This window comes from Achromobacter sp. 413638, assembly GCF_043119405.1.
Lineage (GTDB): Bacteria > Pseudomonadota > Gammaproteobacteria > Burkholderiales > Burkholderiaceae_B > Achromobacter.
The window spans coordinates 1-21,378 of sequence record NZ_JBICCO010000023.1 but is presented as its reverse complement, the minus strand read 5'-3'; the positions used below and the strand labels follow the sequence as shown (position 1 = coordinate 21,378).

Here is a 21,378-nt window from a genome sequence, read left to right as displayed (position 1 = left end):
AATGGAGACAGCGGTTGGATCGCGGGTCGAAAGCGTGGAACGCTGACAGGATCCCGTCTCTATTGTCCATGCCCGTAATACGCATAATGTGTATTATGTAAAGTTAGAATGATGCGGAAAGTGGCTGGCTCCTCTCCTGCCACTTGGCAACGCATGCCATATGAATCCAACGAAGGCACCTGGGATGCCTTCCTCATGCAGCGAGCCTGAGCAAGAGACCCACGACAGCGCAAGCGGCAATCACCTCGATCACCCCGCGCTTGAACCTGAACAGCGCGGTCGCGGCGCCTGCCGTAATCAGCGCAGCGCCCCAGTCAAAATGTCCCGCCAGCCCCGTCGGCCATAACACGTGATAGCCGAAGAACACGGCCAGGTTCAGGATGACGCCGACGACGGCCGCCGTAATGGCGGTCAGCGGCGCGGTGAACTTCAGGTCCTCTTTCGTGGCTTCAACCAATGGCCCGCCCACGAGGATGAACAGGAATGACGGCAGGAACGTGAACCAGGTCACGATGACCGCCGCGAGTGCTCCGGCCACGAACAGCAGCTCCGGGCCAAGCAAGCCCTGCGCGTACCCGCCTACGAATCCGACGAAAGCCACAACCATGATCAAGGGGCCGGGGGTGGTCTCTCCAAGCGCCAGTCCGTCGATCATCTGTATCGGCGTCAGCCATCCGTAATGATCGACCGCGCCTTGATAGATGTATGGCAGCACCGCATACGCGCCGCCGAAGGTCAGGTAGGCGGCCTTCGTGAAGAACCAGCCCATCTGCGTATACGCGCCTTGCCATCCATAAATCGCCGCAAGTATCGCCATTGGCGTGGCCCAGAGCGCGACACCGGCGGCGACGATCCAGATCAGGCGGCTCCAGCGAAATCTGGCGTGCGCTGGCGAGGGGGTGTCGTCGTCTATCAATGCCGGACCGTAGCCTCGCGAATTCGATCCATGACGCGACCCCACCTGGAAATACCCGGGCCATCGCCGACCGCCAACGAAGCCGATCAATGCCGCGATCGCGACAATCAGCGGGAACGGCAACGCCAGCGCGAAGATCGCGACGAACGCCGCGGCAGCGATGCTCCAGAGGACGGGGTTTTTCAGCGCGCGCGATCCGATGCGATGGGCCGCGTATAGGACGATGGCGGTCACGGCCGGCTTGATGCCATGGAACAGGCCGGCAATGACGGGCACATCGCCCCAGGCGACATAGACCCAGGACAGTCCGATGAGGATAAACAGCGACGGCAGGACAAACAGGCCTCCCGCGACGATTCCGCCCCAAGTCCGATGCAGCAGCCACCCGATATAGGTTGCGAGCTGCTGCGCCTCCGGCCCGGGCAGCAGCATGCAGTAGTTGAGGGCATGCAGGAATCGTCGTTCACTGATCCAGCGTCGGCGTTCCACCAGCTCGGTGTGCATGATGGCGATCTGCCCTGCCGGGCCGCCAAAACTGATGAACCCCAGCTTCAACCAGAACCAGAACGCCTGCCGGAAGCTGACCGGCTGGGGTCGCTCGAGCACCTTGTCGACGGGCTCGCCAGTGGGCGTGGCAGTGTCCTGGATTTGCGTGTTCATGCTCTGCCCTCCTCCTCGAAGCTGGCCAGGAGCCCATCGAAGACTCCGCTGGCGAGCGCCAGGAGCTGGTCGTCGTCGGCAATCGTTGCCCTCAGGCCGGCCAGGACCTGCTCCACCCCGGCGGCCTCCGGAGGCTGAACGCCACCGACGTCCAGGAAGTGAACGATGGCGCCGAGCCGGTCCATGCCCTTGCTTTGCAAGCCGAAGGCGGTGACCAGGTTTTCGAACGTCACCTTTGCGCCTGCATGGGAAAACCTTGCGCCATCGAAGTCGAATCCCAGGGCGCTGTCTGGGCATTCCGCTGGCGAAGCGAGCCACAGGATGCGGGCATCCTCATCAATGTGGCGCCGAATCAGCCAAGCGCTAGCCAGTCGATCCACCCAGGGACGCGCGCGTGTAGCCCAGGTCCGCCCTTGATAGTCGTCGACAAGCAGCCGGACGATGGCGCCGTCGACCGCATGCGGTTCGTCCGGAGAGAGCGCGCGATTGGCGCCCTCTTCCAGCTCAAGCAAAGCGGCGTCAGCCTGGCGCCGGGCCTCCCCCGGAAAGAAATCAATGTCGCTCAGTTGGGCGTAGACCTTTCGGAGCTTGCGCAATCGCTTCAACGCATCCATCGCCGTATCAGGGGATAGCACCGCCTGAATCGGCTCAATGCTCTTCATCAGTTCGGCGTAGTCTGCGGATCGGTCGAAAAGCGCTGTGAGCCGCGCGGAGTCGTCATCCGGAAACCCGGTGTCGGCCAGATAAGCCGTCCCGCTGCTCTCTTGCACGGCATGCGCGATCGCGTTCAAGGTTTCCCGGGTGCGGTCCGATGACGGCAATAGATAGACGCCATCGCGCAGCACCGCCGCACCTGATGATTTCAGCGCCCGCCAGGCGCGCATGCGTGCCGTCGCGTTCTCGGTGGGCATCGAAAGGATCAGAGTCAGCCAGGTCATCTGTAGCGCCAACAATATCTATGTAGAAATATCTACTATTCTGTAGCGTACTCTTCAATTCAAGGAAACACCAGAGATTCCTGGTTGTACGCATGGTGTCGATGTCCATATCCTCCTGGGGGGGATATGATGCGACCATGATGAAACCTGATCCCCACCACCATCACGATGCCGTCGCCAAGCGTCTCAAGCGGGCGGAAGGCCACCTGCGCAGCATTCTTCAAATGATGGAAGCGCACCGCCCCTGCCTTGAACTTGCACAGCAGCTGCATGCCGTCGAGAAGGCCATATCACAGGCCAAGAAGGTTCTGATCCAGGACCACATCGACCATTGCCTGCAGGATGCCGTGGGCGATCTGGACGCGGACAGGCAGCGCACCATCGACGAATTCAAAGAGATCACCAAGTACCTCTAAGGCGTTATTCCATGTTGTCGTTTTCCGAGCTGATCGCTCAGGGTGCTTCGCACGCCTGGCTATTCATTCCCAGCGCCATCCTGCTGGGCGCCCTGCACGGCCTGGAGCCCGGCCATTCCAAGACGATGATGGCCGCCTTCATCGTCGCGATCCGGGGGACGGTGTGGCAGGCCGTGCTGCTGGGCGTCACCGCGACCATTTCGCACACGCTGATCGTGTGGGGCATCGGACTGGGCGGCATGTATTTATGGCGAGGCGTGGCTGCCGAGGCGTTGGAGCCTTACTTCCAGCTGGCCTCGGGCGCGGTCATCGTGTTGATCGCGGCCTGGATGTTCTGGCGAACCTGGCGGGAACAGCATGGCGACGCGCACGACCACTCCCATCACAATCATGAGCACGACGGGCACACCCACGGTCTGGAGCGATACGAGGTCGACACCGGGCACGGCCGCGTCGCCCTCGAAGTGTTCGAGGACGGCGTACCTCCTCGGTGGCGTCTGACCAACCTGCGAGGGAGTCACTGTCAGGCAGAGGATGTGACGCTGACAACCGAACGAACCGATGGCCGTCAGCAGGTGTTCCTGTTCGTGCAGAAGGATGGCTACCTAGAGTCACTGGAACAGGTACCGGAACCTCATGAGTTCATGGCACGCCTGGCGTTGACTCACGGTGGCCGCGTCCACAGCTATGACGTCGCGTTCCTGCAGCCAGATAACCACCAACACGATCACAGTCACGAACCGTTGCGCGGATTGGATGTCGCGGCTGAGCAATACCAGGACGCCCACCAGCTGGCGCATGCCAACGACATCCGTCGGCGATTCGCGAACCGGAATGTGACCAACTGGCAGATCGCTTTGTTCGGACTGACGGGAGGTCTTATTCCCTGCCCTGCGGCCATCACCGTGTTGCTCCTGTGTTTGCAGTTAAAGGAGTTCACCTTAGGGGCTGTGCTGGTGTTGTGCTTCTCGATCGGGCTGGCCATCACCCTGGTTACTGTTGGGGCAGTTGCGGCGCTTAGCGTGCGGCACGTTACCCAGCGTGCTTCCTGGTTCAGTGCAATAGCTCGGCGGGCTCCCTACCTGTCCAGTGTGCTGATCATCGCAGTCGGCATTTACGTTGGCGCCCATGGATGGCTTGGACTGCCTTCCGCCTAGCGTCGGAAAGGAGGGCCAGCACCGCTCCGCTTGTTGCTGCTTGACGACTATTGCGCATGCTCTTTCATCGCTCTGCATTATGCAAACCAACGACGGCCGCCTCTTTTCCCGGCATCCGCCCGGCGTCGCCTAGTGAGAAAAAAACACCGGCAAGGTCATCGCCTCCAACAGCGAGCGAGTGGCGCCTCCCATGATCCATTGGCGCGTGCGGCTGTGTCCGTATGCCCCCATGACGATCAGGTCCGCGCCGAAATCGGCGGCCGCGCTCAGGATGGCGTCTCCGATGCCGGCCTCTCGTGCGTCGCGGAACTCCGACTCCAGCTGGGGAAAGCCGTGGCTGGCGCAGTAGGCGGCCAGGTCTTCGAAGGAAGCCCGCAGATCCGGATCGGCCGGGGCCCCGTGGCCCAGCGTCAGGGCGCGCAGCGCGCTGGCGCCGCGCAGCAAGGGCGCCGCGTCGGCGATCGCGCGGGCCGACTCGCGGCTCTGGTTCCAGCAGTACAGCACCCGCGCGCCCGCGTTGCGGAAGGACCCCGCCGTCGGCAGCACGATGACGGGACGCCCGGCGGATAGCAGCACCTGCTCAACGAAGTCGTTGCCGGTGGCGGCTTCCACGTCGCCGGCATTCTCCTGGCCCAGGATCAGCACATCCGAATGACGCGCGTGCCGGACGACGCACTCGGCGGGCATGTCCTCGCCCTGGCGCCAGGACGCGGCCACGCCGGCCTGCGCCGTGGCTTCGCTGAACGCCGCCTGCACTGCCATGCGTCCCTTGGCGTTGAGTTCCTTGACGAGGTCGAGCGCGCGGACCCACATGCCGCCTTCGTCGTAAAAGTAGCGCGGCAGCATGTAGCTGGCGAATATGCCGGTGAGATGGGCATCGTGCGGCCTGGCCATCTGCAGGGCGAATTCAACGCGGCGGCGGCAGTCGATGCCGTTGTCGAGATGTACGGCGATGCGGCGGAACATGGCGAATATCTCCCCGTGTTTGCATGGGTTGCCGGCGGCCGGCTTGCGCGCCCTGCCCGGCCTGGTCTGTCCTGCCATCTTGCGCCGGCGGTCCGGCTCCGGGTTGACGATAGTCAAGCGAAAAACAGGGACGAACGTCGAGGCCGGGCGCAAAAGAGCGCGCCAGCTTGACCGCCGTCAAGGGCGCGCGCCGTGGCGGCGCGATGATGGGCGCATGCCTGCCCTTCCCCGCTACATCCTGCTCCGCCTGGAGGCGCCATGAAGAATGTACTCATCCCGGTCGACGGATCCGCCAATTCGCTGCGCGCCGTGCACTACATGATCGACCATGTCCGCGAGCATGGCGCCTGCAACCTGCATCTGCTGAACGTGCAGCCGCCGATCGTCTCGGGCACGGTGCTTGCCTTTGTGTCGAGCGACATGATCCAGGAGTACTACGAGGACGAAGCCAGGACGGCGCTGGCCGATGCCCGGATCGCGCTGGACAAGGCAGGCGTCATGTATCAGTCGGGATTGCGGGTCGGCAAGATCGCCGAAGCCATCAAGGCCTACGCGGCCGAGCAACAGTGCGACCATATCGTGATGGGATCGCGCGGCCTGGGCGCGGCGGGCAGCCTCATGCTCGGGTCGGTGGCGCTCAAGCTGCTGCATATCGTCCATCTCCCCGTCGTGCTGGTCAACTAGGACCGGCGCGGGGAAGCTGGCCCGGCCAGACCAGGGGAAGCCATGATTTCCGTGCCGTCCAACAATGAAGTGGACCGTCTGCACGCCTATTGGCGGGCCAGCAATTACCTGTGCGCCGGCATGCTGTACCTGCGCGACAACGTCCTGCTGCGCCGGCCGCTGGAGCCGGCGCACATCAAACCGCGGATCCTGGGGCACTGGGGCACGTGCCCCGGCCTGAGCTTCACGCTGACGCATCTGAACCGCCTCATCCGCGAGCACGACCTGGACCTGATGTTCGTGTGCGGCCCAGGACACGGCGCCGCGGCGGTGCTGGCCCATGCCTATCTCGACGGGCACTACTCGGAGCGCTATCCCGAATGCTCGCAGGACGAGGCCGGCATGACGCACCTGTTCCGGCACTTTTCGGCGCCGCACGGCATCGGTTCGCACTGCACGCCACAACTGCCCGGCTCGATCCACGAGGGCGGTGAGCTGGGCTACAGCCTGTCGCACGCGTTTGGGGCGGCCTTCGACAATCCCGACCTGATCGTCGCCGCGATGGTCGGGGACGGCGAGGCCGAAACCGGCGCGCTGGCCGCCTCCTGGCAATCGGCCAAGTTCCTGAACCCGGCGCGCGACGGCGCCGTGCTGCCCATCCTGCACCTGAACGGCTACAAGATCGCCAACCCTGCCCTGCTGGCGCGCATCCCTCCCGCGGAACTGCAGGCCTTCTTCGAGGGGCATGGCTATCGCCCCTGTTTCGTGGCTGGCGACGATCCGCCCGCCATGCACCGGAAGATGGCACGCGCGCTGGGCCAGTGCGTGGCGGAAATCCGGGCGATCCAGGCCCGCGCGCGCGGCGGCGGCGGACCGGCGAGGATTCGCTGGCCCATGATCGTGCTGCGCACGCCGAAAGGCTGGACCGGGCCTCGGCGGGTCGACGGCCATGCCGTGGAGAATTCCTGGCGCTCGCACCAGGTTCCGCTGGCCGACCCTGCCGGGCGGCCGCAGGAATTGCAGGCGCTGGAAGCCTGGCTGCGCGCCTACCAGCCCGAGACCCTGTTCGACCAGGAGGGCCGGCTGGCGGCCGGGCTGAGGACGCTGGCCCCGACCGGCGCGCGCCGCGTCAGCGCCAATCCGCATGCCGATGGCGGGGCATTGCGGCGTCCGCTCGCCCTGCCCGGGCCGGACGCATACAGCCTGCCGGTCGCCGCGCCCGGCGCCGCCGACGCGTCGCCCACGCAGGCGCTGGGCGCCTATCTGCGGGACGTGATGCGCGCAAATCCGGACCGCTTCCGGCTGTTCGGCCCCGACGAGACCGCCAGCAACCGCCTGGAGGCGGTCTATGAAGCCAGCGGCAAGGCCTGGATGGTCCAGCGGCTGGAGGGCGATGCCGACGGCGGCCACCTCGCCCCGGACGGGCGCGTCATGGAAATCCTCAGCGAGCAGACGCTGCAAGGCTGGCTCGAAGGCTACACGCTGACCGGCAGGCACGGCCTGTTCGCCACCTACGAGGCCTTCGCGCACGTCATCGATTCGATGTTCAACCAGCACGCGAAGTGGCTGGACAAGGCCCAGCGGCTGGCGCCGTGGCGCGCCCCGGTTCCGGCGCTGAACCTGCTGCTCACCTCGGTCGTCTGGCGCCAGGACCATAACGGCTTCAGCCATCAGGATCCAGGCTTCCTGGACGTGGCGGCCAACAAGCGGCCCGACGTGGTGCGCATCTATCTGCCGCCGGACGCCAATTGCCTGCTGAGCGTGGCCCGGCATTGCCTGCAGTCGGTCGGCCATGTCAACGTAATCGTGGCCGACAAGCAGGCGCACCCCGTCTACCTCGACGCGGCCGGGGCGGCGCGCCATTGCCGGGCCGGCATCGGCGCCTGGGATTGGGCGGGCACGTTCGTGCAGCACGAGCCCGATGTGGTGCTGGCCTGCGCCGGCGACATTCCCACGCAGGAAGCGCTGGCCGCGGTCGCATTGCTCAAGTCCCTGTTTCACGGCCTGAAGATCCGCTTCGTCAACGTGGTCGATCTTTTCACGCTGGTTCCGCCGGCCGTGCATCCGCATGGCCTGCCGGACGAGGCGTTCGACGCGCTGTTCACGGCGGACAAGCCGGTGATCTTCAATTTCCATGGCTATCCCGCGCTGATCCACCGGCTGTGCTACCGCCGGCGCAACCATGCCGGCTTTCACGTGCATGGCTATCGTGAAGAGGGAGACCTGAATACGCCGTTCGAACTCGCGGTGCTCAACGGCATCGACCGCTACAGCCTGGCGATGGATGTGCTCGAGCGCGTGCCGCGCCTGCGTGGCTGCGCCCCGGCCGCCCGCGAGCGCCTGCTTGCGCAGCGCGACCGGCAGCTGGCCCAGGCGCGCGCCGAAGGCCTGGATCCGGAAGAGATTCGCAATGGCCGGTGGCCCGACCAAGGGCTGGAGAATGCGTGACGGGCGGGCTCGCGCGCGCCGGCGCAAGCCCGCGCCCATCGGCCCGCCCGCGCTGGGCGCCGGCCTGATCACCGGCGCGGCGGACGACGATCCCAGCGGCATCGCCACCTATTCCCAGGCCGGCGCGCAGTTCGGCTACGCGATGCTGTGGACCATGCCGCTGACGCTGCCGCTGATGGTCGCGATCCAGCTCGTCAGCGCGCGCATCGGCTGCGTTACGCGGCGCGGCCTGGCCGCCAACATCAAGCGCGATTTTCCGCCAATAGTGCTGTGGGCCGTGGTCGGACTGCTGCTGACGGCCAACACGCTCAACCTGGCCGCGGATATCGCCGCGATGGCGCAGGCGGTGCATCTGGTCGCGGGAGGGCCGGTAGGGCTGTATGCGGCGGGTTTCGGCGCGCTCAGCCTGACGCTGCAGGTGTACATGCGTTATCAGGCCTACGTGCGCTGGCTCAAATGGCTGACGCTGGCATTGCTGGCCTATGTCGCGGTCGCCTTCACCGTCGAGGTGGACTGGCCAGCCCTGATCCGCGAGACCGCCCTGCCCGGCCTGGCGCTCGGCCACGATGCGCTGCTGATGATCGTCGCGGTGTTCGGCACCACCATCAGTCCCTATCTGTTCTTCTGGCAGGCCGCCCTGGAGATGGAGTCCGGCCATGATGGGCGGCCGCGCTCCGGGGCCGGCCTGCGGGCACAGTTGCGGCGCATCCGCGCGGATACCCTGGTTGGCATGACTTTCTCGAACCTGATTGGCTTTTTCATCATTCTCGCCACCGCCGCCACGCTGCACGCGGACGGCGGCGCGGCTATCCAGACGTCCGCGCAAGCCGCCGAGGCGCTGCGGCCGCTGGCCGGGGACTTCTGCTTCGCGCTGTTCTGCCTGGGCATCGTGGGCACCGGCCTGCTGGCCGTGCCGGTGCTGGCGGGGTCGGCCGCCTATGCCGTGGCCGAGGCCACCGGCTGGCCGGGCAGCCTGGACGCCCGGCTGGACAAGGGCGAGGGCGCGGCCTTCTACGCGATCATCGGCGCGGCCACCATGGGCGGAGTGGCGCTGTGCTTCACCCCGCTCGATCCGGTGGCGGAACTGTTCTGGGCGGCGGTGTGCAATGGCGTGATCGCGCTGCCCATCATGAGCGTGATGATGCTGCTGGCGTCGCGGCCCAAGGTCATGGGCGCGCATGTCATCGGTCCCTGCCTGCGCCTGGCGGGCTGGAGCGCCACGGGCGTCATGGCGCTCGTCGTCGTCGCCATGCTGGCCACGCTCTAGCGCCCCTGGGGCATCGCGCCGTCGGCGGCGCAGGCGGCCGACGCGTCGCTGCACAGGAACATCGGCACCTTGATGAACAGGCTGCCCGACAGGGACAGTCCGCGCGCCAGATGGTCGTCGGCCAGGATGAAACCGGCGATCGGTCCTGGCGCCGGACCGCGCGGCCCCGTCAGGGCCTGCTCGTCCAGGATCTGGATGGCGCCGTTCTCGCCCTCCACCCAGCCCGGCGCGGCCAGGAACGTCTGCAGCGCGTCCTGTGTCGAAAAGAACAGGACGAGGGACTTGTCGTCCAGGCCGAGTATGGCCCCGGGCGGACCGGCGATAACGTTGTAATAGGTGCGTTCGCCGCCCGCCTCGATCAGCACACCGCGCCCATAGGCCACTCCCAGGATGCCGCCATCCGCCCGCAGGCCGGGCACGATCAGCGTGCCGAAGGCGCGGGCCAGCACGGCGCGCGCCCGGGGAGACAGCCGGTACAGGCGCAACAGCACGGCCTCGGACTCCTGATCGACGCGCGCGAGCATGGCAGGCGAGACGGTCATCGGGCTCCTGGCCGGTTGCGCCCGGGCGCCGGCCGTCGGCAACAGCATGAGCAGGACATGGAACAGCACGAGGGCGAGGCGCGTTTTCATACCGGCTCCCTGATCTTGGGCAAGTGTCCGGCGGCCCCTTGCCGTCCGGACGGACAAGTCCATTGACGCATGGCCGCGCCCGCCCGCTGTTGACAACAGTCAAGCACGGCGCCTCGGGGCGGTGCTACACCAAGGCATCGGCGCGGCCATGCGGGCCGATGCGCCAGCATCACGAGGACGCGCCATGACCGAGCCTGGGGATATTTCGGATCTGGTCTATGCGGACCGCTACGCGTGGCCAGGCGAGTCGTTGCGGATCGATACGTACCGCCGGGTGGCAATCGCGCTGGCGGCGCGGGAGGCCGGACCGGAACGGGAACGCCACGCCGCCCTCTTCCTGGAAAATTTCCTCGCCGGCGCGATCGGCGCGGGGCGCATCATGGCCAATGCCGGCGCCGCAGACGGCGACGGTGACGGCGGGGCCACCATGGTGAACTGCTTCGTCCAGCCTGCCATCGATCCTGGCCTGGGCTGGCCGCAAGGCCTGGATGCGGCGCTGGCCCGCGCCGTGCGCACGATGTCCATGGGCGGTGGTGTCGGCTATGACTTCAGCCCTGTGCCGCCCGCGGACTCAGGCGCGGGTCGGGGCGGCGCATGCGCCGTCATCGACCGCTACGACCAGGCCTGCCAGGCCCTGGCCACGCCGGCCAGGCGCCGGCGGGGCGCGCAGATGGGCGTGCTGGCCTGCGATCATCCCGACCTGCCCGCCTTCCTGCGCGCCAAGGCCGGACGGCGCCGCTGGCCGACCCTGAACCTGTCGGTCGCGCTGAGCGACCGCTTCCTGCGGGCCGTGGAGAACGACGAGGCGTGGACCCTGCGCCATGCCTGCCCGCCGGCGGGCGGACAGGCATCACAGCGAGGCGTGCGTGGCGACGATGGAACCTGGCCCTATGCCCGCCTGCCGGCGCGGCGGCTGTGGGAGGCGCTGACCGCCGCGGCCTGCCGGGACGCTGAACCGGGGGTGCTGTTCGTGGACACGATCAATGCGCTGAATCCGCTGCGCGACAGCGAACGCCTGTCGGCCACCAACCCTTGCGGCGAGCAACCCCTGCCGCCCCATGGGAGCTGCGTGCTCGGGCCGATCAATGTGTCGCGCTTCGTGCGCAATCCGTTCGGCGCGAACGGACCGCCCGGCTTCGATTTCAGCGAGCTGGGACGACGCGTGCGGATACAGGTGCGCCTGTTGGACAACGTGCTGGACCTGACCCGCTGGCCTTTGCCGGAACAGGCGGCCGAGGCCCAGGCCAAGCGCCGTATCGGCGTGGGACTGTCCGGGCTTGGGGATGCGCTGCTGATGCTGCGGTTGGACTATGGCTCGCCGGCCGCGCGCGTGTTCGCCGCGCGGATCGCTCGCTGCATCCGCGACCAGGCCTATCTGGCGTCGGCCGGGCTGGCGGCTGAACGCGGCGTGTTTCCCGCCTATGCGCCAAGACCGTATCTGGAGCCCAGGGCCGGATGGCCACCCCTGCCGCCCGCCGTGCAGGCCGCCATCCGGCGGCACGGCCTCAGGAACAGCCATCTGGTTTCGTTCGCGCCCACGGGCAGCGTCAGCATCGCCTTCTTCGACAATTGCTCGACCGGCATCGAGCCGGCCCACGCGTGGCAGTATCGCCGCCGGCTGCGCATCGGCGAGGCCCCGGCGCGCAACGTGGTGGCGCAGAATCCCGCATGGCGGCTCTGGCGCCGGTTGCATGGCGATGGCGACGAACTGCCGCCCTACTTCCGCCGCGCGGCCGATATCGCCCCATCCGCGCATATCGCCATGCTGGCGGCGCTGCAGCCCTGGGTGGATGCCGCGATTTCGAAGACGGTGCCGCTGCCGCCCGAGTGCACGGCGGCAGAGGTCGGCGCGCTGTTCCTGCGAGCCTGGCGCCTGGGAGTGAAAGGTCTGACGGTGTTCCGGCCGGATCCCCGGATGCCGGCGGTGCTGGAGCCGGCCCGGCACGAAGGGCAGACAGGCCCGGCGGCTCCCGCGGCCGCCTGAGGGGGATGCCGCGTCACGCGGTGGCGCGCGGCGCTTCGGCGCCAGCGGGCCCGAGGCGTCGGGCCACCCGTCCGCGGCTGGCCTGCGCCCAGAAAGACGGCCGCCGCAGCAGGCGCCGGCTGGCTGAGCGCAGGCCATCGCCGGCCCTGCGCAGCAATCGCAGGGCCGCTTTGTCGCCTTGTCGACCCGTCAGCCTGCCGGTCGACAGGCTGACACACACATCGCGCCCCAGCGCGGCGGCTGTACGGAAGTCCTGCGCGCTGCCCAGCGCGCCTTGCACGTCGGCCAGGGCCTTGACGTAGCGCTCGAGCTTGCGGGATGGACTGAGCAGCAACAGCGCCTCGCTGGCATAGCGCAGGCGTTTGACGCGGATCCGCGCCGCATGCTGGCGCCGCGGCCCCTGGTCGGCGGCGTTATCCAGGCGCGCGCGCAGCGCCGCGTCCCAACCCTCGAGGCGGCGGCCGAGCGCGCGATACAGCGACCGGGGCGCGCGCTCGGCCATGGCGGCGGGGATCTCCGCGCTGCGTTCCCGGAGCAGGCGCAGCATGGCCTGGAAGCGTTCGGTCTGCAGGTTGGCGTACATCTCGTCGTGCGCGATCTCGGAGCGGGCGCGGGCCCGCGCGGCCGAGGCTTGCGGATCGATATCCGGATCGGCATCGCAGAGCTGCGGCAGCACTTCCATCGTGAAGACGTCCCAATCGCGCGCCCGCGACAGCGGCTGCATGGCCCAGGCCACTTCCTTGCGCAGCGCGCGACGCATGGGGCGCGCGCCTGGCGGCCGTGGCAGCAGGTCGGACAGCGCGCACAGCCGGCGCACGTAGATCCGCAGATCATGGATGAGATCCGGGCCGGCGTCCGCCACGGCGGCCCGGCCCTCGCCCAACCGATGCGCGCGGCTCCAGATTTCGCCGAACCAGGTGGCGGCGACGGCTTCCAGCCCCGTGTGCAAGGCTGGCGCGGGCTCCGCCCGGGCCGCGCCATTGCCTGGGCTCGAGGCCTTGGCTCCGGCAAGGCTTCGGACCGCGCCGTCGGCCGAACTCCTGGCCGGTCGCCCGGCGGCGCGGGTATCCTGCCGGGCACTGCCGTTGGCCGATGCCGGCCGCGTTGATTGCGCCATGACCGCGCTCCTGTGTGGGTGGTGATCATGACCACGGTACTCGCTGGCGCAACAGGCTTGTTGACGCGAGTCAAGCTCGCGACGGTCGGGCCGAAACCGAACGGCCCGATTTTTCTGGTTGACCATGCTCAATATGCCGCTCTGGCGAGGCGGGAGACGGGATGGGGGGCCGCCGTGGCGGGCGTCGCCGACCGGCTGGAAATCCGCTGAATCAGGGAATCAGCACAGCGGTGGCCTGCAGGCGCCCCTGTCGCAGGTCATCCAGGGCGTCGTTGGCCTGTTCGAGCGGATAGGTCCGGACGTCGCAATGTATGCCCGCCGCCGGGGCCAGCGCCAGGAATTCGCGGGCGTCGGCCCGCGTCAGGTTGGCCACGGACACCAGCTTGCGCTCGCCCCACAGCAGGCGGTACGGAAATGCGGGAATGTCCGTCATGTGTATGCCGCCGCACACGACGCATCCGCCCTTGCGGACGGCCCGCAAGGCCATGGGTACAAGCTCGCCGACGGGCGCGAAGATGATGGCCGCGTCCAGGGGTTCCGGCGGGTCGACGCCGCTGTCGCCGGCCCAGGCCGCGCCCAGCGTGCGCGCGTGCAACTGGGCGACGGCGTCGCCGGGTCGGGTGTAGGCATGCAGACGGCGATGTTGCCAGGCGCAGATTTGCGCCAGCGCCTGCCCGGCCGAGCCGAACCCGTACACGCCCAGGCGGCGGGCGTCGCCAGCCGCTCGCAGCGCGCGCCAGCCGATCAGGCCGGCGCACATCCACGGCGCCATGGATTCGGCCGGACCGGCCTGCGGCAGCGGATACACATATGCGGCTTCGGCCAGCATGTGTGACGCAAAGCCGCCGTCGCGCGTATAACCGGTGAACGCCGCCGCATCGCAGAGGTTCTCGCGTCCGGTCAGGCAGAACGCGCAGCGGCCGCAAGTCCAGGCCAGCCAGGCGGCGCCGGCGCGGCGGCCGGCCAGGCGCGGGTCGACGCCCTCGCCTGTCTCCTCGACGATGCCGATCACCTCGTGTCCGGGCGTGACCGGATACCGCAGGCCCGGCAGCTCGCCGTCCACCACGTGCAGATCCGTGCGGCAGACGGCGCATGCCTCGACCTTCAGCAGCACCTGGCCGGGGCCGGGCCGGGGCGTGGGCAACCGTTCCAGGCTGAGGGGCGCGCCAGGCGCCCGTTGCGACATGGCTCTCATGGGAAGTATCCACAAGGGCCCGGCGTGCCGGCGCCGGGCCCATCGCGCCCTAGCCCACGACCAGCCTGTCGTTGACCTCGGCAACGCCGGGGGCAGACCAGGCCGCGCGCTCGGCCGCGCCGCGCTCGATCCAGCTATTCACGCAGCCATTGAGCGTGACCTTGTTGTCCTGCACGTTGACCTCGACGCGCCTGGCCTCCAGCTGCGCGCTGCGCAGCAAGGCATCCTCGATCCGGCGCTTGATGTCGCTGGCGCGCGCCGACGGCGCGACTTCGATCTGGTTCGAGATGCCGATCACGCCCGACAGCTTGCGCACCGCGCGCTCGGCGGCGTCGCGCTGATAGAACCAGTCCACCGTGCCGTTCAGCGTCACCCAGCCCTTCTGCACCGTTACCTGCACCTTGCCATCGGGCACAGTGGAATCCCACGCGATGATGTTCAGCGCGCGCGCGGCGACCTGGTCGTCGGCCAGCTGCTTGGCCGCAGCCGTCCGCACCTGGATTTCCTGGGCGATGCCGCGCACGCCCTTGACGCGCTGCACGGTATGCTCGGCGGCCAGCTTCTGCGCATAGGTTTCGACATAGCCGTTGAGCATGACCACGCCGTTCTCGACCGTCACGTCGATATGCAGATCATCGATACTGGGCTCGAACGCCAGGGCCTGCCGGACCCGGTCCCGCAATGCTTCGTCACTCATGATGCTCTCCTGGTTCCGGGGCGGCGCCCCGCCATGCGCCAGCGCCGGCGGCGCTGGTCGCGTCCAGCCTTTGCATGACCTACTCGATCTGCAGCAGCCGGCCGTTGCTGCCCGCTTTTTTCGGCAAGGTCAGCACCAGCACGCCGTTCTCGCATACGGCCCTGGCAGCGGCCGAATCGATCGGACTGGCCAGCGTCACCGAGCGTTGGATCTGCCCCCAGTAACGTTCCTTGCGCAGAACCTTGCCTTCATCCTTGACCTCGCTACTCTGCTCCTTGTTGGCGAGAATCATGACCGTGGCGCCGTCTATTTCGACCGAGATGTCCTTTTTCTCGACGCCGGGCAATTCCGCTTTCAGGACATATTTGTCGCCGGCTTCGGTGACGTCGATGTCCATGCGCGGAAAGTCCTCGTCCGTGCGAGACCGGATCGGCCTCAGCAGCGCCTGGAAGACATCGGGGAACGTATCGAGGGACAGGGGGCTGTATTGAGTAAGTCGGGACATGGTGGCTCCTTGGAAGACCGCTTGCGTTCAACCGCAACCGTCCAGTTCATCTTGAGCGTTCGCGTCCGGGCCTCGTTGACTTTTGTCAGGGAAAAAATCGGGAGCGAACGCGGGAGCCGGTTGGCGCGGTGGCGATCCCGCCGTCCGGCCCGCCGATAATGAATCCCTGCCGTGCTCAGGGTTCTTTGACATATTCCATGCTGTCGTTTTCCGGGCTGCTTGCCCAGAGCGCGTCGCCCGCCCGGCTGTTTATGCCCGGCGCCATCCTGTTGGGAGTCACCGCGAGCATCTCTCACACGCTGGCTGGTGCTGTGCTTCTCGATCGGGCTGGCCATCACCCTGGTCACGGTCGGTGTCGTCGCGGCGCTCAGCGTGCGGCACGTTAGCCGGCACGCGCCCTGGTTCAGCGCGGTGGCGCAGCGGGCGCCCTACCTCTCCAGCCTGCTGATCATCGCGGTTGGCATCTACGTGGGCCTGCATGGATGGCTTGGGCTGCGCTAGCGCCGTCCAGAAAATCGACAACACCCTGCCGTCGCGCGGGCAGCCGCGCATTCATTACGGCGCTGACAGCCCAAGCGCGCTCACGATCAGCAAGATCGCCACGCCTACGCAGACTTCCAGCACAGTGTTCCGGCGCAACGGCCCAAGCGCGATTTCCGGCTGTCGCCGGATCCTGGGCACCCACCAATACCGGTTCATGATGGCCAGCACGGTCATGGCTAATGCCAGCAGGATCTTCAGCCCCAGCCATTGCTGATAGGCGGACGCGATATCCAGCCCCTCTGGGGACAGAATCAGCACGGCGTTGACGACGCCGCTAAGCAGCAGGACCGCGACGGCGACATGCCCGGCGGTCGAGAAGCGCATCAAGGCCCGGGTGGCATCGGCGCGACAGGCGGGCTCCGTCCATCGCCGCAGGATCAGCAGGAAGACCGGCAGCGACCCCAGCCAGAAACCGGCCGCCAGGCAATGCAGCATGTCGTTCAGCGCGTGGAGCAGGCCGGTCCTGCCCTCCTCCATCGCGGCGTGCCCGCTCAGCGCCAGCGGCAGCAGGGCCAGGCCCGAGGCGAGCGCGCGCGGCCATGTCCAGTCCGGCCGGGGCCGCAGAAACAGGCACAGCACCAGCAGCATCGCCGCCGCCCGCAGGATCCAGGCCTGTCCATAGCGGGTCTGCAACGCCACGGTGGCCAGCATGTCGGTCTGCGCCATGGCCTGCCATTCGCCGGCGATGCTGGCGGTTTGCAATGGCAGGAGACACAGCACGGACAGCATTCCGGCCACCGAGGCGCCGCGCAACACCTTGCGCAAGTCCGCCTCGACGGACAGCCTCAAGCCGCGCGACCCGCTCAGCGCCAGCATGGCGCTGGCGCCGAACAGCAGCGTCGACGCCATGTAGGCGACAAAGCGCAATAGCGCGAACGTGGCGATGATCATGGCCTGGGCGCGCCGTCGGCGGCGGGAGCTTGCATGCGGCCTCAGGGCTTGATCGTGAACGACCAGGCGCCATTGGTCTTGTGGCCGTCCTTGGACAAGGCCTGCCACTTCACCGTGTAGACGCCTGCCGGCAGATCCTTGCCGATCGGCAGGACCAGCGTCTTGTTGTCACCGGGCGCCAGGGCCGATTTTTCGGTCGGGACGGTCTTGCCGGCGGCATCCTGCAGCGTCAGCGAGGAAAACGCGGCCTCAAGCCCTTCGGTCAGCGTCAGCGTGACGGTGGCCGGCGTCTTGGCCAGGACCGCGTCCTTGGCGGGCGTGGCGGTTCCGACATGGGCGTGCGCCCAGAGGAGTTGCGGGGCGGCGGCGAGCACCAGGGCGGCAATCAGTGATTTTTTGAGCATGGAAATTCTCCTGGACCTTGAATGAACGGCGTTCCGCCAGACATGGCTTGGCGTTCGCCCGGAAATCGAGCACACGTCTGGGCCCGTACCCAGGCACGAGTCAGAATGCGAGCGGCGACAAAGCACGCTGGCGGCCGGGCAATATGCTCGCCGCATAAGCGGCAAACATGCCCGCCCCTGTCAGGGCGGGAATCCGTCTCGTTCGGGTAACGGGCGTCAGGCGGCAGGAGGCGCGCGCGACCGCTGCGGCAATCGTGCCAGGGCGCTGGAGAGATAGGGAGCCGCGACAGGCGCCGGCGCGGCATGCTGGATGACGGGCGCCAGCCAGCTGTACAGGAGCAGCGCCGGCGGAGTGATACCGCCCAGCATCGCGCAACCGGCGGTGCAGCATTGCGGCAATGCGCCGCCCTGCTGCCTGGCGTGCTGCGCGGCGTCTTCCGAATCCAGGGCAACCACGCGCGGACCGCTGGCCGTGCAGATGATCGTGGTGGCGCCGGCCCGGTCCGATCCGTGGCCCGAGGATGCCAGGGCGGAGGACGCGATCAATGCCTGGAAGACGAACAGGGCCATCGCGATCAGCGCGACCCATCGTCTTCCGGCATTGGCATGTGCGCGCATCGGCGTCCCCTGTTGCGGAAAAAAATCTTAGCACGCAGGTGGCGGCGGCAATCCCCTCCCCGGCGGCAAGGCGCCTGCGTATACCGCCGCGGCCCCGAGTTCGCGCTCGATTCTGAGCAGGCGATTGTATTTGGCCGTGCGATCCGAGCGCGACATCGAACCGGTCTTGATCCCGCCGCAATGGCCAGCCACCGCCAGGTCCGCGATGCTGGTGTCCTCGGTCTCGCCGGAACGGTGCGACATGACCACCCGATAGCCGTTGCGGGCGGCCAGGCGCAGCACCTGCTGCATCTCCGTCAGCGTGCCGATCTGGTTGGGCTTGACCAGGATGGCATTGGCCAGGCCCTGCCCGATGCCCTGCTCGAACAGGCGCGGATTGGTGCAGAACACGTCGTCGCCGACCAACTGGCAACTGGCGCCCAGCCGTTCGGTGAGCATTTTCCAGCCGGCGGGGTCGTCCTCGGCCATGCCGTCCTCGATGGAGAGGATCGGATAGGCCCGCGTCAGCGCCGCCAGGTAGTCGACCTGCTCCTGGGCGCTCAGGCGCCGGTCCTGTCCGGCATAGACGTAGCCGGCGGGCCGATGAAATTCGCTGGCGGCCGGATCCAGGCCCAGCGCGACGTCCTGGCCGGGCCGGAGTCCGGCCTGTCCGATCGCCGCCATCAGGAAGTCCAGCGCTTCCTCGGCCGCGCGCAGATCGGGCGCGAAGCCGCCCTCGTCACCCACGTTGACCGAATGGCCGGCGCGTTTCAGGGCGTCCTTGAGCGCATGGAACACTTCGGCGCCCATGCGCACCGCCTCGGCGAAGCTGGTCGCGCCCACCGGCAGCACCATGAATTCCTGGAAATCCAGCGGATTGTCGGCATGGGCGCCGCCGTTGAGCACGTTGATCATGGGCACAGGCATGACGCAGGCCTGGCTGCCGCCCACGTAACGCCACAGCGGCAGTTTCAGGCTGGCCGCCGCCGCGCGCGCCGCGGCCAGCGACACGCCCAGTATCGCGTTGGCGCCGAGGCGGCTTTTGTCGGGCGTGCCGTCCAGCGCGATCATGGCCTGGTCCAGGTCCGCCTGGCGGTCGGCGCGCATGTCCCGCAGCACATCGCGCACTTCCGTGTTGACGCTACGGGCCGCGTCCAGGACGCCTCGGCCATGGAAGCGACGCGGATCGCCATCGCGCCGCTCGCAGGCTTCACGGATGCCAGTGGACGCGCCCGACGGCACCAGCGCCACGCCGCAGGCGCCGTCTGAAAGCGCCACCTCGACCTCCAGCGTGGGATTGCCTCGGCTGTCCAGCGCCTCGAAAGCGCGGATATCGACGATATGCATGGGGAGACTCCTATATGTTAGTCAATTGAACAAATCGAGGCTGCCGGCCCTGACACCGATCGCATGAGCAAGGCGGCGAATATTGGTTAAATGCTAGCCAGCCTGCTAGCATCCGAATATCGATTTGTTTTACGATTGCGTCAGTTTTCCTGACATAAGAACGCTCAAGGACGCTCAAGAACGCCCATGCGCAAGCTCCCTCCCCTGGCCTCCCTGCGCGCATTCGAGGCGGTCGCGCGCACCGGCTCGGTGACGCGCGCCGCCGAGGAACTGGCGCGCACGCACGGCGCGATCAGCCGGCATCTCAAGCTGCTGGCCGACGACGTGGGCGCCGAACTCTTCGAGCGCGACGGCACCGGCCTGCGAATGACGCCGGCGGCGGCCGACTTCTATGCCGTGACCCGTTCCGTGTTCGACCAGCTGGAGCGCGCCTACGACAACCTGGGCAGCCGCGCCGTCGGTCCGGGCGTGCACGTGGCCTGCAGCGCGACCTTCGCCATGCGCTGGCTGGTGCCGCAGCTGGCGGTGTTCTATCGCAAGCACCCGGATATCCGCATCCGGCTTTCGATGACCTCGGCGCGCGAGATCCGCAACGAAGGCGCGGATGTGCTGGTGGCGTGGGACATGTCCAGCTACTCGGACGCCGATCAGCGGCGCGCCCTGCCCTTGGCGCCGGTGAATTTCGCGGCGGTCTGCGTGCCGGCCTGCGCCAGGCTGGCGGCCGCGAAGCGGACGCGGATCGCGCATGGCTACACGTCCAGCGCCTGGAATCAATGGGAGGCCAAGACCGGGAAATCGGTTGCGCGTGGCGATGTGCTGGAGTTTCCGCACACCCATCTATGCATTGAGGCGGCGTTGTCCGGCCTGGGAGTCGCCCTGGTGGAAACGCGATTGATCGCGCGCGAGCTGGCCGAAGGCACCTTGGTGGCGCCATTCGGCACTGTTCAGTTCGACGGCGGACTGCGCGCCCTGCCCGCCGCCGGGCGGCGCATGAATGCGCAGGCACAGGCCTTCGTGGCTTGGCTGCGGGACGCGCTGACCGTGTAGGCGCGACGCGCGGCCAGACCTATCCCGCCGCCTCCTGCATCACGTCGCCAGCAGCTTGATCGCCGCCAGGATGCTGACCGCCCAGGTCGTCATGCGCACGACGCCATCGCCCAGCCGGCTGACCGCCTTGGCGCCCAGCGTGCCGCCCAGCGCGCAACCCAGCGCCAGCGGCAGCGTCATCGGCCACGGCACCACGCCGCGCCAGATGAACACGGCCACGGACGCGGTCGAGATGACCAGGCTCAACCGCGTGCCGAGCGCGGCGGCGGTGGACGGCGTGTGGCCGTGCAGCGCCACCAGCGTCAGGATCAGGAAGACGCCATAGCCGGCGCCGAAAAACCCGGAATACACCGCCAGCACCAGCACCAGCACGAAACCGGTGAACCGCTGCATGGCGCTGGGCGAGACGTTGACCGTCTTCGGGCGGCGTCCGGCCCAGAAGGTGCCGACGATGGAGGCAACCAGCAGGAACAGCACCACGCTGCGCAGCCGCATCGGGTCGATGATGGTCAGGAGCTGCGCGCCCAGCACGGAACCGAGCAGGCACATGGGCCACAGCCATCCGGGCACCGGCACGGCGGTCTCCGGCAGTTTCTTCGCATGGGCCAGCGAGCCCGTCAGGAAGGCGGCCCACAGCGCCACCTTCACCGCGATGACGCTGTCGTCGGCGGCGATGCCGGCCAGCATCAGCAGCGGCACGCCCAGCGTCACCCCGCCTCCCGCCGTCACCGCCACCACGCCGCAGGGCAAGCCCAGCGCGAACATCAACAACATGGCCTGCATCGACATGTCCACCATCGTCTCCATTTATTGTGCCCTGGCAGTATGGCGTCGCATGGCAATACAATCCAATCATTGTATTGAGTACATCGGACTCGGCGGCGGGCGACATGAACCTGTATGAACGACTGACGGCGGAACTGGCGGCGGCCATCCGAGGCGGTGAACTCGCCGGGGGGGGGGGGGGGGGGGGGGGGGGGGGGGGGGG

General features: G+C 67.7%; 22 protein-coding genes. 9 read left to right on the top strand and 13 right to left on the bottom strand.

The features are described 5' to 3' along the window. Nucleotides 1-193: 193 nt before the first annotated feature. Both chrA and ACEU5R_RS11750 read right to left on the bottom strand, forming a co-directional pair. On the bottom strand, nt 194-1,576 hold the full coding sequence (gene chrA / locus ACEU5R_RS11755) for a chromate efflux transporter (RefSeq protein WP_392410294.1): 1,383 nt from the start codon (nt 1,574-1,576) through the stop codon (nt 194-196). After that, nucleotides 1,573-2,514 (bottom strand): chromate resistance protein ChrB domain-containing protein, encoded by a 942-nt coding sequence (locus tag ACEU5R_RS11750; RefSeq protein WP_392410293.1) that lies wholly within the window; start codon nt 2,512-2,514, stop codon nt 1,573-1,575. The genes chrA and ACEU5R_RS11750 overlap by 4 nt, the downstream gene beginning before the upstream one ends. Nucleotides 2,515-2,651: 137 nt before the next feature. Between ACEU5R_RS11750 and ACEU5R_RS11745 the strand changes: the two genes are divergently transcribed. Beyond that, complete coding sequence (locus ACEU5R_RS11745) at nt 2,652-2,930, top strand: metal-sensing transcriptional repressor (protein WP_392410292.1); 279 nt, start codon at nt 2,652-2,654, stop codon at nt 2,928-2,930. Nucleotides 2,931-2,941: 11 nt separating this feature from the next. Next, complete coding sequence (locus ACEU5R_RS11740) at nt 2,942-4,087, top strand: nickel/cobalt efflux transporter (RefSeq protein WP_392410291.1); 1,146 nt, start codon at nt 2,942-2,944, stop codon at nt 4,085-4,087. 129 nt (nt 4,088-4,216) lie between these two features. Here the strand turns inward: ACEU5R_RS11740 and ACEU5R_RS11735 are convergent, their stop codons facing one another. After that, entirely contained in the window at nt 4,217-5,053 is an 837-nt protein-coding gene (locus ACEU5R_RS11735; protein WP_392410290.1) for a universal stress protein, read from the bottom strand. Between the two features lie 258 nt (nt 5,054-5,311). Between ACEU5R_RS11735 and ACEU5R_RS11730 the strand changes: the two genes are divergently transcribed. The 3 genes from ACEU5R_RS11730 to ACEU5R_RS11720 are packed head-to-tail and all read left to right on the top strand — an operon-like array spanning nt 5,312 to nt 9,431. Continuing rightward, nucleotides 5,312-5,737, top strand: coding sequence for a universal stress protein (locus ACEU5R_RS11730; RefSeq protein WP_103274409.1), 426 nt, complete (start codon nt 5,312-5,314; stop codon nt 5,735-5,737). 42 nt (nt 5,738-5,779) lie between these two features. After that, the gene (locus ACEU5R_RS11725) at nt 5,780-8,164 is read left to right on the top strand and encodes a phosphoketolase (RefSeq protein WP_392410289.1); all 2,385 of its coding nucleotides are present in this window, start codon (nt 5,780-5,782) and stop codon (nt 8,162-8,164) included. Continuing rightward, complete coding sequence (locus tag ACEU5R_RS11720; protein WP_392410287.1) at nt 8,157-9,431, top strand: NRAMP family divalent metal transporter; 1,275 nt, start codon at nt 8,157-8,159, stop codon at nt 9,429-9,431. The genes ACEU5R_RS11725 and ACEU5R_RS11720 overlap by 8 nt, the downstream gene beginning before the upstream one ends. Here ACEU5R_RS11720 and ACEU5R_RS11715 read toward each other — a convergent pair. Next, entirely contained in the window at nt 9,428-10,063 is a 636-nt protein-coding gene (locus ACEU5R_RS11715) for a hypothetical protein (protein WP_392410285.1), read from the bottom strand. The genes ACEU5R_RS11720 and ACEU5R_RS11715 overlap by 4 nt on opposite strands. 184 nt (nt 10,064-10,247) lie before the next feature. Here ACEU5R_RS11715 and ACEU5R_RS11710 point away from each other — a divergent pair, with 184 nt between their 5' ends. After that, a complete protein-coding gene (locus ACEU5R_RS11710) occupies nt 10,248-12,047 on the top strand; it encodes an adenosylcobalamin-dependent ribonucleoside-diphosphate reductase (protein WP_392410283.1) in 1,800 nt (599 codons plus the stop codon). Nucleotides 12,048-12,060: 13 nt separating this feature from the next. On the opposite strand, the gene ACEU5R_RS11705 is transcribed toward ACEU5R_RS11710, so the two are convergent. Beyond that, nucleotides 12,061-13,164: a CHAD domain-containing protein gene (locus tag ACEU5R_RS11705; protein WP_392410281.1), complete on the bottom strand. Its 1,104-nt coding sequence runs from the start codon at nt 13,162-13,164 to the stop codon at nt 12,061-12,063. A gap of 27 nt (nt 13,165-13,191) precedes the next feature. Between ACEU5R_RS11705 and ACEU5R_RS11700 the strand changes: the two genes are divergently transcribed. Then, nucleotides 13,192-13,374 (top strand): hypothetical protein, encoded by a 183-nt coding sequence (locus tag ACEU5R_RS11700; RefSeq protein WP_392410280.1) that lies wholly within the window; start codon nt 13,192-13,194, stop codon nt 13,372-13,374. 1 nt (nt 13,375) lies between these two features. Here the strand turns inward: ACEU5R_RS11700 and ACEU5R_RS11695 are convergent, their stop codons facing one another. The 3 genes from ACEU5R_RS11695 to ACEU5R_RS11685 all read right to left on the bottom strand — a co-directional run bounded on the left by ACEU5R_RS11695 (nt 13,376) and on the right by ACEU5R_RS11685 (nt 15,561). Next, nucleotides 13,376-14,359, bottom strand: a complete 984-nt coding sequence (locus ACEU5R_RS11695) for a zinc-dependent alcohol dehydrogenase family protein (RefSeq protein ID WP_392410278.1) — start codon at nt 14,357-14,359, stop codon at nt 13,376-13,378. A gap of 49 nt (nt 14,360-14,408) precedes the next feature. Then, complete coding sequence (locus tag ACEU5R_RS11690) at nt 14,409-15,056, bottom strand: BON domain-containing protein (RefSeq protein WP_392410276.1); 648 nt, start codon at nt 15,054-15,056, stop codon at nt 14,409-14,411. A 79-nt stretch (nt 15,057-15,135) separates the two neighbouring features. Beyond that, nucleotides 15,136-15,561, bottom strand: coding sequence for an Hsp20/alpha crystallin family protein (locus ACEU5R_RS11685; protein ID WP_103274417.1), 426 nt, complete (start codon nt 15,559-15,561; stop codon nt 15,136-15,138). Nucleotides 15,562-15,867: 306 nt separating this feature from the next. On the opposite strand from ACEU5R_RS11685, the gene ACEU5R_RS11680 reads away from it, so the two are divergent. Then, on the top strand, nt 15,868-16,062 hold the full coding sequence (locus tag ACEU5R_RS11680) for a hypothetical protein (protein WP_392410274.1): 195 nt from the start codon (nt 15,868-15,870) through the stop codon (nt 16,060-16,062). Between the two features lie 54 nt (nt 16,063-16,116). Here ACEU5R_RS11680 and copD read toward each other — a convergent pair whose 3' ends face one another. The 4 genes from copD to eno all read right to left on the bottom strand — a co-directional run bounded on the left by copD (nt 16,117) and on the right by eno (nt 19,343). Beyond that, nucleotides 16,117-16,995: a copper homeostasis membrane protein CopD gene (gene copD / locus ACEU5R_RS11675; protein ID WP_392410272.1), complete on the bottom strand. Its 879-nt coding sequence runs from the start codon at nt 16,993-16,995 to the stop codon at nt 16,117-16,119. Nucleotides 16,996-17,036: 41 nt separating this feature from the next. Further along, complete coding sequence (copC, locus tag ACEU5R_RS11670; protein WP_392410271.1) at nt 17,037-17,399, bottom strand: copper homeostasis periplasmic binding protein CopC; 363 nt, start codon at nt 17,397-17,399, stop codon at nt 17,037-17,039. Nucleotides 17,400-17,615: 216 nt separating this feature from the next. Continuing rightward, complete coding sequence (locus ACEU5R_RS11665) at nt 17,616-18,017, bottom strand: DUF2946 family protein (protein WP_392410269.1); 402 nt, start codon at nt 18,015-18,017, stop codon at nt 17,616-17,618. Between the two features lie 27 nt (nt 18,018-18,044). Next, nucleotides 18,045-19,343, bottom strand: a complete 1,299-nt coding sequence (gene eno, locus ACEU5R_RS11660) for a phosphopyruvate hydratase (protein ID WP_392410268.1) — start codon at nt 19,341-19,343, stop codon at nt 18,045-18,047. A 186-nt stretch (nt 19,344-19,529) separates the two neighbouring features. On the opposite strand from eno, the gene ACEU5R_RS11655 reads away from it, so the two are divergent. Then, on the top strand, nt 19,530-20,390 hold the full coding sequence (locus ACEU5R_RS11655; RefSeq protein WP_392410266.1) for a LysR substrate-binding domain-containing protein: 861 nt from the start codon (nt 19,530-19,532) through the stop codon (nt 20,388-20,390). Between the two features lie 39 nt (nt 20,391-20,429). Here ACEU5R_RS11655 and ACEU5R_RS11650 read toward each other — a convergent pair whose 3' ends face one another. Beyond that, the gene (locus ACEU5R_RS11650; protein WP_103274422.1) at nt 20,430-21,197 is read right to left on the bottom strand and encodes a sulfite exporter TauE/SafE family protein; all 768 of its coding nucleotides are present in this window, start codon (nt 21,195-21,197) and stop codon (nt 20,430-20,432) included. Nucleotides 21,198-21,378: the final 181 nt, after the last annotated feature.